At 64.7% G+C, this 13,591-nt stretch carries 13 protein-coding genes and 3 tRNA genes; 10 read left to right on the top strand and 6 right to left on the bottom strand.

What is annotated here, in order from left to right:
• Positions 1-223 precede the first annotated feature (223 nt).
• Positions 224-1,072: a carboxylating nicotinate-nucleotide diphosphorylase gene (nadC, locus tag ACUTAF_RS00890; RefSeq protein WP_445578199.1), complete on the top strand. Its 849-nt coding sequence runs from the start codon at positions 224-226 to the stop codon at positions 1,070-1,072.
• 600 nt (positions 1,073-1,672) lie between these two features.
• Here the strand turns inward: nadC and ACUTAF_RS00885 are convergent.
• Positions 1,673-2,107: a pilin gene (locus ACUTAF_RS00885; protein WP_445578198.1), complete on the bottom strand. Its 435-nt coding sequence runs from the start codon at positions 2,105-2,107 to the stop codon at positions 1,673-1,675.
• A gap of 221 nt (positions 2,108-2,328) precedes the next feature.
• Here ACUTAF_RS00885 and pilB point away from each other — a divergent pair, with 221 nt between their 5' ends.
• From pilB to yacG, 5 genes are all read left to right on the top strand, one after another.
• On the top strand, positions 2,329-4,035 hold the full coding sequence (gene pilB / locus ACUTAF_RS00880; RefSeq protein WP_445578197.1) for a type IV-A pilus assembly ATPase PilB: 1,707 nt from the start codon (positions 2,329-2,331) through the stop codon (positions 4,033-4,035).
• Between the two features lie 2 nt (positions 4,036-4,037).
• Complete coding sequence (locus ACUTAF_RS00875; protein ID WP_445578196.1) at positions 4,038-5,255, top strand: type II secretion system F family protein; 1,218 nt, start codon at positions 4,038-4,040, stop codon at positions 5,253-5,255.
• Positions 5,255-6,124 (top strand): prepilin peptidase, encoded by an 870-nt coding sequence (locus ACUTAF_RS00870; RefSeq protein WP_445578195.1) that lies wholly within the window; start codon positions 5,255-5,257, stop codon positions 6,122-6,124. The genes ACUTAF_RS00875 and ACUTAF_RS00870 overlap by 1 nt, the downstream gene beginning before the upstream one ends.
• 199 nt (positions 6,125-6,323) lie before the next feature.
• Entirely contained in the window at positions 6,324-6,932 is a 609-nt protein-coding gene (coaE, locus tag ACUTAF_RS00865) for a dephospho-CoA kinase (protein WP_445578194.1), read from the top strand.
• A complete protein-coding gene (yacG, locus tag ACUTAF_RS00860; protein ID WP_445578193.1) occupies positions 6,929-7,123 on the top strand; it encodes a DNA gyrase inhibitor YacG in 195 nt (64 codons plus the stop codon). The genes coaE and yacG overlap by 4 nt, the downstream gene beginning before the upstream one ends.
• A 138-nt stretch (positions 7,124-7,261) precedes the next feature.
• Here yacG and ACUTAF_RS00855 read toward each other — a convergent pair whose 3' ends face one another.
• Positions 7,262-7,477, bottom strand: a complete 216-nt coding sequence (locus ACUTAF_RS00855) for a hypothetical protein (protein ID WP_445578192.1) — start codon at positions 7,475-7,477, stop codon at positions 7,262-7,264.
• 107 nt (positions 7,478-7,584) lie between these two features.
• Positions 7,585-8,274 (bottom strand): energy-coupling factor ABC transporter permease, encoded by a 690-nt coding sequence (locus ACUTAF_RS00850; protein WP_445578191.1) that lies wholly within the window; start codon positions 8,272-8,274, stop codon positions 7,585-7,587.
• 127 nt (positions 8,275-8,401) lie between these two features.
• Here ACUTAF_RS00850 and ACUTAF_RS00845 point away from each other — a divergent pair, with 127 nt between their 5' ends.
• From ACUTAF_RS00845 to ACUTAF_RS00835, 3 genes are all read left to right on the top strand, one after another.
• Complete coding sequence (locus tag ACUTAF_RS00845) at positions 8,402-9,031, top strand: DUF1780 domain-containing protein (RefSeq protein WP_445578190.1); 630 nt, start codon at positions 8,402-8,404, stop codon at positions 9,029-9,031.
• 69 nt (positions 9,032-9,100) lie between these two features.
• Positions 9,101-9,274: a DUF3094 family protein gene (locus tag ACUTAF_RS00840; RefSeq protein WP_445578189.1), complete on the top strand. Its 174-nt coding sequence runs from the start codon at positions 9,101-9,103 to the stop codon at positions 9,272-9,274.
• A gap of 63 nt (positions 9,275-9,337) precedes the next feature.
• Complete coding sequence (locus tag ACUTAF_RS00835) at positions 9,338-10,639, top strand: NAD(P)/FAD-dependent oxidoreductase (RefSeq protein WP_445578188.1); 1,302 nt, start codon at positions 9,338-9,340, stop codon at positions 10,637-10,639.
• Positions 10,640-10,823: 184 nt separating this feature from the next.
• Here ACUTAF_RS00835 and ACUTAF_RS00830 read toward each other — a convergent pair.
• From ACUTAF_RS00830 to ACUTAF_RS00820, 3 genes are all read right to left on the bottom strand, one after another.
• Positions 10,824-10,899: transfer RNA gene (locus tag ACUTAF_RS00830), tRNA-Lys, on the bottom strand.
• A gap of 6 nt (positions 10,900-10,905) precedes the next feature.
• Positions 10,906-10,982: transfer RNA gene (locus ACUTAF_RS00825), tRNA-Pro, on the bottom strand.
• Between the two features lie 9 nt (positions 10,983-10,991).
• A tRNA-Asn gene (locus ACUTAF_RS00820) sits at positions 10,992-11,067 on the bottom strand.
• 208 nt (positions 11,068-11,275) lie between these two features.
• Between ACUTAF_RS00820 and ACUTAF_RS00815 the strand changes: the two genes are divergently transcribed.
• Complete coding sequence (locus ACUTAF_RS00815; RefSeq protein ID WP_445578187.1) at positions 11,276-13,591, top strand: DUF1631 domain-containing protein; 2,316 nt, start codon at positions 11,276-11,278, stop codon at positions 13,589-13,591.

Below are 13,591 nucleotides of genomic sequence, written 5' to 3'. Positions count from 1 at the left end.
GCGTCAATAATGCGGAAAGCACAGGCATTATAGAGAGCCCGTACCGCATACCAAGCCCATTTTTCACGCATCCATGAAGCGCATCACAGATGCGCCGCCGATCCGCCCAACGGTAGATGCGAGCCGCCAGACGGATACAGACAGCGTAACTGCCGCAAGACCAGCACGCTGCACCAATGGTCGGCTGCCCCTATAATCGCCGCATCCCAGACCGGAGCCGACCATGCCCAACCTGACCCTCGCCGACCTCACCGCCGAAATCGAGGCCAATGTCCGCCGCGCCCTGGCCGAGGACATCGGCAGCGGCGACATCACCGCCCAGCTGATTCCCGCCGCACGCCTGGCCAGCGCCCGCGTCATCACCCGCGAGGCGGCGGTGATCTGCGGCACGGCCTGGGTCGATGCGGTATTCCGCCAGCTCGACCCGCGCGTGGCGGTGCACTGGCAGGTGCAGGACGGCGACCGGGTCAGCGCCGACCAGACCCTGTTCCGCCTCGAAGGCCCGGCCCGCGCCCTGCTCAGCGGCGAGCGCAGCGCGCTGAACTTCCTGCAGACGCTGTCGGCCGTCGCCACCCGCTGCCGCCATTACGCCGACCTGGTCGAAGGCACCGCGGTGAAGCTGCTGGACACCCGCAAGACCCTGCCCGGCCTGCGCCTGGCGCAGAAGTACGCGGTGACCTGCGGCGGCTGCCACAACCACCGCATCGGCCTGTATGACGCCTTCCTTATTAAGGAAAACCATATCGCCGCCTGCGGCGGCATCGCCCAGGCCGTGGCCGCCGCCCACCGCATCGCCCCGGGCAAGCCGGTGGAGGTGGAAGTGGAAAGCCTGGAGGAACTGCACCAGGCTCTGCAGGCCGGCGCCGATATCGTCATGCTCGACGAACTGCCGCTGGAAGACATGCGCGAAGCCGTGCGCCTGACCGCCGGCCGCGCCAAGCTCGAAGCCTCCGGCGGGATCAACGACAGCACCCTACGCGGTATCGCCGAGACGGGTGTGGACTATATCTCGCTGGGCACGCTGACCAAGGATGTGAAGGCGGTGGATCTGTCGATGCGGTTGATGCTTTAAGGCCGCACAGCTATCAGCGACCGAGCGATGACAACTCGGTCGATGAGGCCGCAAACGCGATCGGCTCAGAAGGGTGGATCACGCCTCAGAGATCCACCACGATCGCCAGGATGGTGGATGATAAAGCGTCATTCACCCTGCGCCCTGCAGCCGAGCAGCCGAGCAGCCGAGCAGCCGAGCAGCCAGGCTCCACTAGAAACGCTGCCCTGTAAAAGCCGCGCGCACCACGGTGAAGGAGGTTGGGGCCGCCACGAGAATCCCGAAGCTTCATCCCGAGGCAAAAACCAGGTACGCCACGGCCTGTTGGATAACGGCTACAGTGAACTACCAATTGCCAGCGAACACGTGGTCGGCATCGCAACCAAAAAAATCCGCTCGAACGCATCCTGGCTGCCCAAGCCATGCTCAATGGAATCATCCTGCTTACAGCCAATGCACTAGTAGTCAAGCATCCCGGTTCGGAAAATGAGAGAAAACAGCGGGGAAACAAAGGAACTAATCGGGGCCTACCATCCCCTCTCCCTTAACGACAACGCCCCGCAAGAAGCAGGGCGCGGAGGATCAGTGGAAATCGGGGGCAGCCCCCGATTTCCCCCATCATCAAATACCGGTCTTGGCTTTGCCGCAGTCGGTGCCGCTGGTAGCGCCGGCCCAAGTAACCTTGTTGCGGTCGGCTACACTCGGGGTCCAGGTCACCACGCAGCTGCCCACAGACGCAGTACCGGTAACCACGATTGCCGCGGTGGTAGCGGTGAGGGTAACGCTGGACAGGTTGTTGCTGGCAGCCGGCAGAGCAGCGTAACCAGTGGCAGTAGTCAGTTCGGCCAGAGTGTCACACAAGGTGAGATCGCTATTGTTATTCTGTAGACACTCGGCAATCGCCAGCTTGGTCGGCGCGATCACGGAGTTGTTCTCAGCCCACTTGGAGCGGGTCACATAATCTTGATACTGCGGAATAGCGATAGCAGCCAAAATACCAATGATGGCGACCACGATCATCAGTTCGATCAGGGTAAAGCCTTTCTGAGCTTTCATAGTGTTCTCCTAGTTGATTAAAGGTCTGCGACCTGCCTCGGGTACAGCATCAACCGTGCCAACCTGCACACCCAATCGTTTCCTGGCAGTTTCCACTGCGTACCCCGCCGCCACCAGACTGCCAACCGCAAAAAGTGACCGAATGCGTCACCTCCGGCCCCTCGCATGGCCAGTATTTGTAACTCCTGATATAAGACACCGATCAGAAACGCGAGGCGGGCATGAACGAACCCACAGTCATTCTTTCCGGACTGGCCAGGCAAATGGTGGTCGCCGAACTGCTGGACGAAAAACAGGCCCAGCAGGCTCAGACCCAGGCACAACGCAACAAGGTGCCATTGGTTACCTATGTGGTGCAGAACAAGCTGGTACGCGGCCGCGACCTCGCCGAGCTGGCCGCCGAGCAGTTCGGCGTCGCCTTTCTCGACCTTAATACCATCGACCGGGACAGCCAGCCCCGCGAGCTGGTCAGCGAGAAGCTGATCCGCCAGCACCGCGTACTGCCGCTATGGCGCCGTGGCAACAAGCTGTTCGTCGGCCTGTCCGACCCGACCAACCACCAGGCTGTCACCGACGTGCAGTTCAGCACGGGCCTCAATACCGAGGCGATCCTGGTCGAGGACGACAAGCTCGGCGAGGCCATCGACAAGTTCTTCGACACGGGCGCTACCGGCCTGGAGGAACTGGCGGACGTCGACCTGGACGGACTGGATGTCGAATCGGTCAACGACGACAGGCAGGACGATTCGTCCGGCGGCGATGCCGACGACGCCCCGGTGGTGCGCTTCGTCAACAAGATGCTGCTCGACGCCATCCGCGGCGGCTCCTCGGACCTGCACTTCGAGCCCTACGAGAAGGTCTACCGGGTGCGTTTTCGTACCGATGGCATGCTGCACGAGGTGGCCCGCCCGCCGATCCAGTTGGCCCCGCGCCTGTCCGCCCGCCTCAAGGTGATGGCGGCGCTGGACATTTCCGAGCGGCGCAAACCGCAGGATGGCCGGATCAAGATGAAGATCTCCAAGACCAAGGCCATCGACTTCCGCGTCAACACCCTGCCCACGCTGTGGGGCGAGAAGATCGTGATGCGGATCCTCGACCCCACCAGCGCGCAGATGGGCATCGACGCCCTGGGCTACGAGCCGGAGCAGAAAGACCTCTATATGAATGCCCTGAAGCAGCCGCAGGGCATGATCCTGGTCACCGGCCCCACCGGCTCGGGCAAGACGGTGTCGCTCTACACCGGCCTGAATATCCTCAACACCCCGGACGTGAACATCTCCACCGCCGAAGACCCGGTGGAGATCAACCTGGAGGGCATCAACCAGGTCAACGTCAACCCCAAGCAGGGCATGGACTTCTCCCAGGCGCTGCGCGCCTTCCTGCGCCAGGACCCGGACATCATCATGGTCGGCGAGATCCGCGACCTGGAAACCGCCGAGATCGCCATCAAGGCGGCGCAGACCGGGCACATGGTGATGTCGACCCTGCACACCAACAGCGCCGCGGAAACCCTTACCCGCCTGCGCAACATGGGCGTGCCCTCGTTCAATATCGCCACCTCGGTCAACCTGATCATCGCCCAGCGCCTGGCGCGCAAGCTGTGCACCACTTGCAAGAAGGAAATCCAGGTGCCACGCGAGACCCTGCTGGAAGAAGGCTTCCCCGAAGACAAGATCGGCACCTTCAAACTCTACGCCCCGGTTGGCTGCGACAACTGCAAGGGCGGTTACAAGGGCCGCGTCGGTATTTATGAAGTGGTTAAAAACACGCCCAGCCTGCAGCGCATTATCATGGAAGACGGCAACTCCATCGAGATTGCCGCGCAGATGCGCAAAGACGGCTTTAATGATCTACGCACCTCGGCCCTGGTGAAAGCCATGCAAGGCGTGACCAGCCTCGAGGAAGTCAACCGCGTGACCAAGGATTAACCATGGCAGCAAAAGCGCTCAAGACCAGCACCTTCAGCTGGGAAGGCAAAGACAAGAAGGGCGCCACCGTCAAGGGCGAGATCAGCGGCCAGAACCCCGCGCTGGTCAAGGCGCAGCTGCGCAAGCAGGGCATCAACCCGACCAAGGTGCGCAAGAAGTCGGCCCCGCTACTCGGTGCCGGCAAGAAGATCAAGCCGATGGACATCGCCCTGTTCACCCGGCAGATGGCGACCATGATGAAGGCCGGCGTGCCGCTGCTGCAGTCGTTCGACATCATCGGCGAGGGCTTCGACAACCCCAACATGCGCAAGCTGGTGGACGAGGTGAAGCAGGAGGTGGCCGCGGGCAACAGCTTCGCCGCCTCGTTGCGCAAGAAGCCGCAGTACTTCGACGAGCTGTACTGCAATCTGGTGGAATCCGGCGAGCAGGCCGGCGCCCTGGAAAGCCTGCTGGACCGCATCGCCACCTACAAGGAAAAGACCGAGGCGCTCAAGGCCAAGATCAAGAAGGCGATGAACTACCCCATCGCGGTGGTCGTGGTGGCGATCATCGTCTCGGCCATCCTGCTGATCAAGGTGGTGCCGCAATTCGAGCAGGTGTTCGCCAACTTCGGTGCCGAGCTGCCGGCCTTTACCCTGATGGTGATAGGCCTTTCCCAGACACTGCAGGAGTGGTGGTTCATCGTACTGCTGCTGATGTTCGCCGCTGCCTTCGCCTTCAAGGAGGCGCACAAGCGCTCGCAGAAGTTCCGCGACTGGATAGACCACGGCGTGCTGAAACTGCCGATCGTCGGCGACATCCTATACAAGTCCGCCGTGGCCCGCTTCGCCCGTACCCTGTCGACCACCTTCGCCGCCGGCGTGCCGCTGGTCGATGCGCTGGATTCGGTTTCCGGCGCCACCGGCAACGTGGTGTTCAAGAACGCCACCAACAAGATCAAGGCCGACGTCTCCAGCGGCATGCAGCTGAACTTCTCCATGCGCAGCACCGGCACCTTTCCCAGCATGGCCATTCAGATGACCGCCATCGGCGAAGAGTCCGGCGCGCTGGACGAGATGCTCGACAAGGTCGCCAGCTTCTACGAGGAGGAGGTCGACAATATGGTCGACGGCCTCACCAGCCTGATGGAGCCGATCATCATGTCGGTGCTGGGCGTGCTGGTGGGCGGCCTGATCATCGCCATGTACCTGCCGATCTTCCAGCTGGGTAACGTTGTCTGATGCCACTGTTCGACTTCCTGGCCAGCCATGCGCTGGCCTTTTCTCTGTGCGCCGGCCTGCTCGGTCTGCTGATCGGCAGCTTCCTCAACGTGGTGGTCTACCGCCTGCCGCAGATGATGCAGCGCGACTGGCAAGCCCAGGCTCGCGAGGTGCTGGAGTTGCCGCCCCCACCGCAGGCACAGACCTTCAACCTGATCCTGCCCAACTCCAGTTGCCCGCAGTGCGGCCATGAAATTCGCCCCTGGGAAAACATCCCGCTGATCAGCTACCTGCTGCTGCGCGGCAAATGTTCCAACTGCAAGTCTCCAATCAGCAAGCGCTACCCGCTGGTGGAACTGGCCTGCGGCCTGCTCTCCGCCTATGTCGCCTGGCATTTCGGCTTCACCTGGCAAACCGGGGCCATGCTGCTGCTCAGCTGGGGGTTGCTGGCCATGAGCCTGATCGATGCCGACCACCAGCTGCTACCCGACGCACTGGTGCTGCCGCTGCTGTGGCTGGGGCTGATCGCCAACTACTTCGGCCTGTTCACCAGCCTGGAAGACGCGCTATGGGGTGCGATTGCCGGCTACCTGAGCCTGTGGTCGGTGTACTGGCTGTTCAAGCTGATCACCGGCAAGGAAGGCATGGGCTACGGCGACTTCAAGCTGCTGGCCATGCTCGGCGCCTGGGGCGGCTGGCAGGTTCTGCCGCTGACCATCCTGCTGTCGTCCCTGGTCGGCGCGGTGCTCGGGGTGATCATGCTGCGCCTGCGCAACGCCGAGAGCAGCACGCCGATTCCCTTCGGCCCCTACCTGGCCATCGCCGGCTGGATCGCCCTGCTGTGGGGCGAGGCGATCACCGGCAGCTACCTGAAATTTGCCGGGTTCTGAACCAGGCAGACATCCGCACCAGAGCACATTGCAGGAGCCCCACCGCGGGGCGAAGCGTTTAACTTTTGCGTCCCCATAGGCAGTTCGCCGCGGGGCGCGGTTGAAGAAGCTCCCGGGGCGATACGTGCATTAGTTCGCATCACCGCCGAATCCCCCCTACAATCGCGGCCTTGAGTAGCAACGAGACCGCAACGGCGTTATGAAACCCTGGATTCTCGGCCTGACCGGCGGCATCGGCAGCGGCAAGAGCGCGGTGGCGCAAGGCTTTATCGAGCGCGGCGTGCATCTGGTGGATGCCGATCACGCCGCACGCTGGGTGGTCGAACCCGGCAGACCGGCGCTGGCCAGGATAGTCGAGCACTTCGGCCCGGGCGTACTGCAGGCCGATGGCCAGCTGGACCGGGCCGCCCTGCGCCAGCTGATCTTCACCGACCCCGGGCAGCGCCGCTGGCTGGAGAACCTGCTGCACCCGCTGATCGGCCAGGAGATCACGCAGGTGCTGGCGCGTGCCACATCGCCCTATGCCATTCTGGTGTCGCCCTTGCTGATCGAGTCCGGCCAGCACCACCTGACCCAGCGCGTGCTGGTGGTGGATACGCCGGAAGAGCTGCAGGTACAGCGCACCATCGCCCGCGACCAGAGCACCGAGGAGCAGGTGCGCGCCATTCTTCAGGCCCAGGCCAGCCGCGAGGAACGCCTGCGCCATGCGCACGACGTACTGCTCAACGACCGCGACCTGGCCGCGCTGGACGAGCAGGTCGAACGCCTGCACAACTTCTACCTGACCCTGCGCGGAGGCCAGCCATGACCACCACAGTCCAATGCCCCACCTGCGGCGCGCCCGTGGAGTGGAAGGCGGAGAACCTCTACCGCCCCTTCTGCTGCGAGCGCTGCAAGCTGATCGACCTGGGCGCCTGGGCCGCCGAGGAACATGCGATACCCGGCGACAACCTGGAAGACGAGCTGTTCAGCGGCGACCTGCCGACACGCCCGCATTGAACCTTGAGGGCGCGCCTCCACCGGCCGTGGTCTGTGTAGGAGCCGCGCCCCGCGGCGAATGCGCTCATCCGGCAATGGTGAACCCCAACGCTTCGCCCCGGGGCGGGGCTCCTACAGGGCTCCATCCGTAGGCGATATTCAGGGCCGCATAAAGGCATAATCGCGCTCGTCGTCGAGATTGTCGGCGAGAAACTGCAACTCGTGCGCCAGCTCCTCGGGGTCGCGCAGCCCCCTGCTCTGCTCGACGATCTCCGCCAGCAGCGCGCGCAATGCCAGCAGGCGGTCGTATCCCAACGCTTCGGCGCCCTGCAGGTCGGCCTCCAGCGCACTTCTGGCCCAGCCGTGAATGCTCATGCCCGACTCCTCGACTAAGTTCGCTCCCAGCATGGCGCGAAACCCCGTCCGGACATTGACCCCGATCAAACTGCGCGCGGCCATTCAGCCGGGCGATGACGAACGATTCACTCGTCGCGCCCGCCGTCCTTCCAGGGCGCCTGCAGGTAGCGGCTGCGATTGAAAGTCTCCAGCCAGTCCGGATAGAACACCACCAGCGCGGTGACCACGGTGCCGTTGATGAAGGCCTCGGGAAACATCACCAGCCACAGGTAGCCGGCGAAATCGTCCAGCCAGGGTGGCATCGGGAACAGCCCGTCGAGCCACAGCAGGCCGAGACCACCGAGCAGGGTCAGCAGGGTGGCCAGCGCCGCCGGGAAGAAGCCGCAGAAGAAGATGTAAACGAACAGGTTGCGCGGCTGCGCGCGCTCCACGCGCAGCGCGCAGGCTTCGGTGACCAGTACCGGGATCAGCACCAGCAGCACGCCGTTGACGCCAAGCGCGGCCAGGTCCTGGCGACCGATGGCGAGCAGACCGAGCTGCGCCGCCATGCCAGCCAGCACGGCCAGCGGCCAATCCAGCAGCAGGGTCACCGCGGTCATGCCGATGAAGTGATAGGACAGTCCCGAGTCGAAATCGCGCCGCACCAGCCACAGCAGGAACAGGCCGAGCATGGTGCCGAACAACAGGTGCTGACGGCGCAGGTCGCTGAACAGCTCGACCCAGGGCGTACGCCAGACGGCCCACAGCAGCGCCGGCAGATAGATCAGCCAGCCGGCCGCCAGGGTCGTGGTCGCCAACAGATCCGCCGCGATCATGCCGTCACCTTGCTTGCGTCATCTCTGCGCATGTCACCCTCCCGTGCTGCCGAGCAGTCTACACCGGCGACCCGTGCCGGACGACTCGCGCTGGCGAGCCGCCCCGAGGCCGGGCTAAGCTAGGTTCATGGACGACTCCGACTATCTGCGTCTGCTAACCCACCAAGCCGAACAAGCCAACGCCTTCCTTTCCAACGCGAAGAAATGGGAGCGCGAACGCTGGGTCTGCCAGCGCCTGCTGCAGGCGCTGAACGTCACCCAGCGCAACGAGGATTTCAGCCCCAGCGAGCAGGAGCCGCCGGACGTGCTGTTTCGCGACGCCAACTTCGAAGTGTTCTTCGTCCTCGACGAGGGTCGCCGGCTCAACGACGAATGGCGCGCCGAGTTGGAGCGGCGGCGCAGCGCCTTTTCCCTCAGCCAGCTGGTACGCCGCGAAGCCCGCCCCAGGCGCATCGCCGCCAGCGAGCTGCAGGCGCGCCTGGCGCCTACCCTGCGCAAGAAGGCGCACAACTATCTCGAGCGCGGCATCGATCTGGGCGAGCTCGACCTGCTTGCCTTCGTCAGCCTCAAGCGCGCGGTGCTCGACTGCAACAGCCATTTCCCGCCCCCCACCGAATACCTGCGCCAGGGCTGGCGTTCGCTGTCGGTGGTCGGTCCACGTTTCGCTCGCGTGCTGTTCGCCCACCCGGACGCGCCGGACTTCCTGCGCCAGAACCTCGGCCGCAGCCTGCTGTTCGACATCGGCATCGGCCTGTGACAGCGAGAACTCGCCAAGCCCGGGCGCCGCGCCTAGAATAGCCGCATTCAAGCAGAGGCCCCCTCTCCGATGACCAGCCGCCTGAGCCCCGACGACCAGCAGAAGGTCGACCAGTATCTGAGCGCGCCGCACCACCAGATCGAGCGCCAGCCCTTCCGGGTCTGGCGCCTGCTGGCGGTCATCCTCTGCGCGGTCATCGGCCTCGGCCTGCTGAGCCGCCTTTTGAGTCGACTGGTGCTATGAGCTGCCTCGCGCTCGCCCGCTCGTACTCACACCGTCTTTTTCAAAGCCTTGTGAGCATCATCCATGTCCCATCGCATCGTGATAGTCGGCGGCGGCGCCGGCGGTTTGGAGTTGGCCACCCGTCTGGGTAGAAATCTCGGCAAGAGCGGCGCAGCCCGGATCATCCTGGTCGACGCCAATCTCACTCATATCTGGAAGCCCCTGCTGCACGAAGTGGCCGCCGGCTCGCTGAACTCGTCGGAAGACGAACTGAACTACGTGGCCCAGGCCAAGTGGAATCACTTCGAGTTCCAGCTCGGCCGCATGAGCAGCCTGGATCGCGCCGGCAAGACCATCACCCTGGCGCCCACCCTGGACGACGACGGCCAGGAGCTGATGCCCGAGCGGCAGATCGGCTATGACAGCCTGGTGATCGCGGTCGGCAGCACCACCAACGACTTCGGCACCGCCGGCGCCTCCGAACACTGCATCTTCCTCGATACCCGCGAGCAGGCCGAGCGCTTCCACCGGCACATGCTCAGCCACTACCTGCGCGCCCATGCCAGCGAAGGCGAGGACGGCGGGCAGATCAGTATCGCCATCGTCGGCGCCGGCGCCACCGGCGTCGAACTGGCGGCCGAGCTGCACCACGCCGCCCAGCAACTGGCGGCCTACGGCCTGAACAGCATCCGCCCGGAGAACATGCGCATCACCCTGATCGAGGCGGGCCCGCGGGTGTTGCCGGCGCTGCCCGAGCGCATCGCCGGGCCGGTGCACAAGACCCTGGAGAAGCTCGGCGTCACCGTGCTGACCGGCGCCGCCGTCAGCGAAGTGACTGCCGAAGGCCTGAAGACCGCCGACGGCCAGTTCATCGCCGCCAGCCTCAAGGTCTGGGCCGCCGGCATCCGCGCGCCGGGCTTTCTCAAGGACCTCGACGGCCTGGAAAGCAACCGCATCAATCAGCTCGTCGTACGCCCGACCCTGCAGACGACGCTGGACGACGACGTGTTCGCCTTCGGCGATTGCGCCGCCTGCCCGCAGCCGGGCAGCGAGGGGCGCAACGTGCCGCCGCGCGCCCAGGCCGCGCACCAGCAGGCCTCCCTGCTGGCCAAGTCGCTGCGCCTGAAGATCGCCGGCCAGCCGCTGCCGGAATACCGCTACCGCGATTACGGCTCGCTGATCTCGCTGTCGAGCTTCTCCGCGGTGGGCAACCTGATGGGCAACCTGACCGGCAGCGTGATGCTCGAGGGCTGGCTGGCGCGGGTGTTCTACGTGTCGCTCTACCGCATGCACCAGATGGCGCTGTACGGCCCGCTGCGCACCCTGCTGCTGATGCTCAGCGACCGCATCGGCCGCAGCACCGAGCCACGCCTGAAGCTGCATTAACAGCGGCCGCTGTGCGGCCTTCCGATGCCCTCTCCCGCTTGCGCGAGAGGGTGCCCGAAGGGCGGTAGAGGGTAACTCAGGCGAGGCCCTCTCCCCCAAGCGGGAAAGAGGAGGCAAGCGCGCAGCCTGGAACCGCCACGCAGAAACGACAAAGCCCGCACATGGCGGGCTTCGTCGAAAATTATGGTGGGTCGTGTAGGATTCGAACCTACGACCAATTGGTTAAAAGCCAACTGCTCTACCAACTGAGCTAACGACCCGGAAAATGGTCGGGGTAGGGGGATTCGAACTCCCGACATCTTGCTCCCAAAGCAAGCGCGCTACCGGACTGCGCTATACCCCGTCTGGAAGTTGGCTCCGCGACCTGGACTCGAACCAGGGACCCAATGATTAACAGTCATTTGCTCTACCGACTGAGCTATCGCGGAACTTCGGTCTTCCATCCCCTGCAGCGTTGGGCTTTCGCTTTCCCGCTTCAGAGGCGCGCCATTTTACGTCGCAAAACTTCCCTGTCAACCCCTGCAAACTGCTTTTATGACAATGCTTTGCAGCGCGAGCCTGGACTACTATAAGTTTCATCGAACTGAGGCCCGCCGACGCAGACGAGCCAGCCGACGACGTCACTCAGGACAGTCCATGAGCAAGCAGGACACGCCCCCGCCCAAGCCAAGCGTGGCCACCCTCGCCAGCCGCGGCATTCAGCCACGCTTCGGCGAGCTGGTGCAGAGCTGCCGCAAGCTGGTGATGAATCGCCTGGCCGAGCACCTCAGCGGCGTATTCGGCCAGGTCGACGACACCCTGTTCGAATGTGCGGAGAAGGCCGAGAACAACCAGGTGCAGACGCTGTTCTTCGACAGCATGCGCGAGATCCGGCGCGAGCGCCCGCAGATCGAACGCAGCTACCACCAGCAGATCGCGCGCAATTTCACCGATTTCCTCGACGGCAAACTGCAGCAGCGGGTGCCCGCGGACCTCGACCCCGAACAGCTGGCCCTGGTACGGAACGAGGATTACGAGGAAAGCCTGCAGGTGACCAACATGGTCAGCCGGGTCAAGGCACGCTGCACCCAGCCGCTGTTCGCCCTGGAGCAGCGCCTGGCGCTGCTCAACAACGGCCACCAACTCGGTGAGGACAACAACCCCTTCGGCCCGCAGGCCATCGCCCAGGCCTTTCGCGATGCACTGGCGCCCTGCCCCTTCCCGCTGCAGATCAAGACCATTCTTTACATGCTCTTCGATCGTCACGTGATGCAGAACCTGGATGCACTCTACGACGCCTTGAACCAGCGCCTGGTCGCGGCCAATGTGCTGCCCAACCTCAAGTACAGCGCGCAGATCACCCCGAGCCCGAGCCCGAGCCGAGCGCAGGCCACCGGGAACGAACCACCCGCAGCACGGGATCAGGCACCGGGAGGCACCGGCATGCCTCCAGCCGAGCCGGCGCTGCTCGATCTGGATCTGAGCGCACCGCCACCGAGCGACCCGGGCACGCTGCTGCGCGGCCTCACCAGCCTGCTCGACGAGCAACGCCGCAGCGACCCGCAGGCTCCGCTGCTGGGCGGCACTCGCAGCATCGCCAGCTTCTCGCCACCCAAGGCCAGCCGCACCTATAACGCCGACGAGCTGCTCGCCGCGCTCAACCGCATGCAACAGCAATCGGCCCGCGACCTGGCCAGCCGCCTGCAGCGGCCACAGGCGGTAACGGACCTCAAGACCGACCTGCAGCGCCAGCTGGAGGCGCACAGCAACCTGCCCGGCGACAGCAGGGTATCCGACCAGGAAGCCGACGTGATCGACCTGGTGGGCATGTTGTTCGACTTCATCCTCGACGATCAGAACCTACCCGACAGCTGCAAGACCGCGCTGTCGCACCTGCATACGCCTTATCTGAAGATCGCCCTGCAGGACAAGGCGCTGTTTACCCAGCACCATCATCCCGCGCGCCGCCTGCTCAACGCCATGGCCCAGGCCGGCGTGCTGTACGGCAACGACGGCGACAAGCGCGGCCTGCTGGCGAAGATGCACTGGGTGGTCGAACGGGTCATCCATGGCTTCGGCGGCGACCTGGCGCTGTTCGACAGCCTGCTGGAGGAGTTCAACCAGTACGTCGACACCCTGCGGCACAAGGTGGAACTGCGCGAACGCCGCGCCGTGGAGGCCGCCAAGGGCCGCGACCGCCTGCTCAGCGCGCGCGAGCAGGCGCAGCAGGTCGTGCAGCGCTGCATCGGCCAGCGCGACCTGCCGGCGATCATCCGCAACTTCCTCGAGCTGACCTGGGCCGATGTACTGGTCTTCGTCCTCCTGCGTCATGGCGAGGACAGCGACGAATGGCGACGTCACTGCGAAGTCGCCGAGCAACTGGCCTGGAGCGGCACGCCACTGGACGGGGAGGATCTGTCGCGCCTGCAGGAACTGCGCGTACCGCTGCTCAGCGACCTGCGCAAGGGCCTGGAGCTGCTCGGCGGCCACCACCAGGATGGCATTCGTCGCCTGCTGCAGGACCTGGTCGCCTGCCAGCACGCGGTCCAGGCCAAGCAACCGCAGCTGGCCGCCCAGCTCGTGCCGAACCTGCCGGAAAGTCCGCTGGGCGCCATGCTTGGCGAAGATGCCCACCGCGCGCCACCACCCGCAGAGCTGTCCGCCCGCGCCCAGGCGCTGGCCAAGGAGCTGGCCAGCGTCGAGTTCGGCACCTGGTTCGAGTTCGTCGACGGCGAGCATAGCCGCGCGCTCAAGCTGTCCTGGTTCAGCCCCACCACCCACAACTACATGTTCGTCGACAACAGCGGCCAGCGCGTGGCGGTCAAGCCGCTGACTCTGCTGGCCAGCGAGATGGAGCAGGGCCTGGCCCGAATCCTCGCCCCCGAGCGCGCGGCTCCACTGGTCGACCGCGCCCTGACTGCCATCTACCGCGTGCTGCAGCGCCTGACCAAGCGCACGCCCGAAGCCCGCTGA

The organism is Pseudomonas sp. SP16.1 (assembly GCF_052682975.1).
This window is presented reverse-complemented; position numbering and strand designations above follow the sequence as displayed.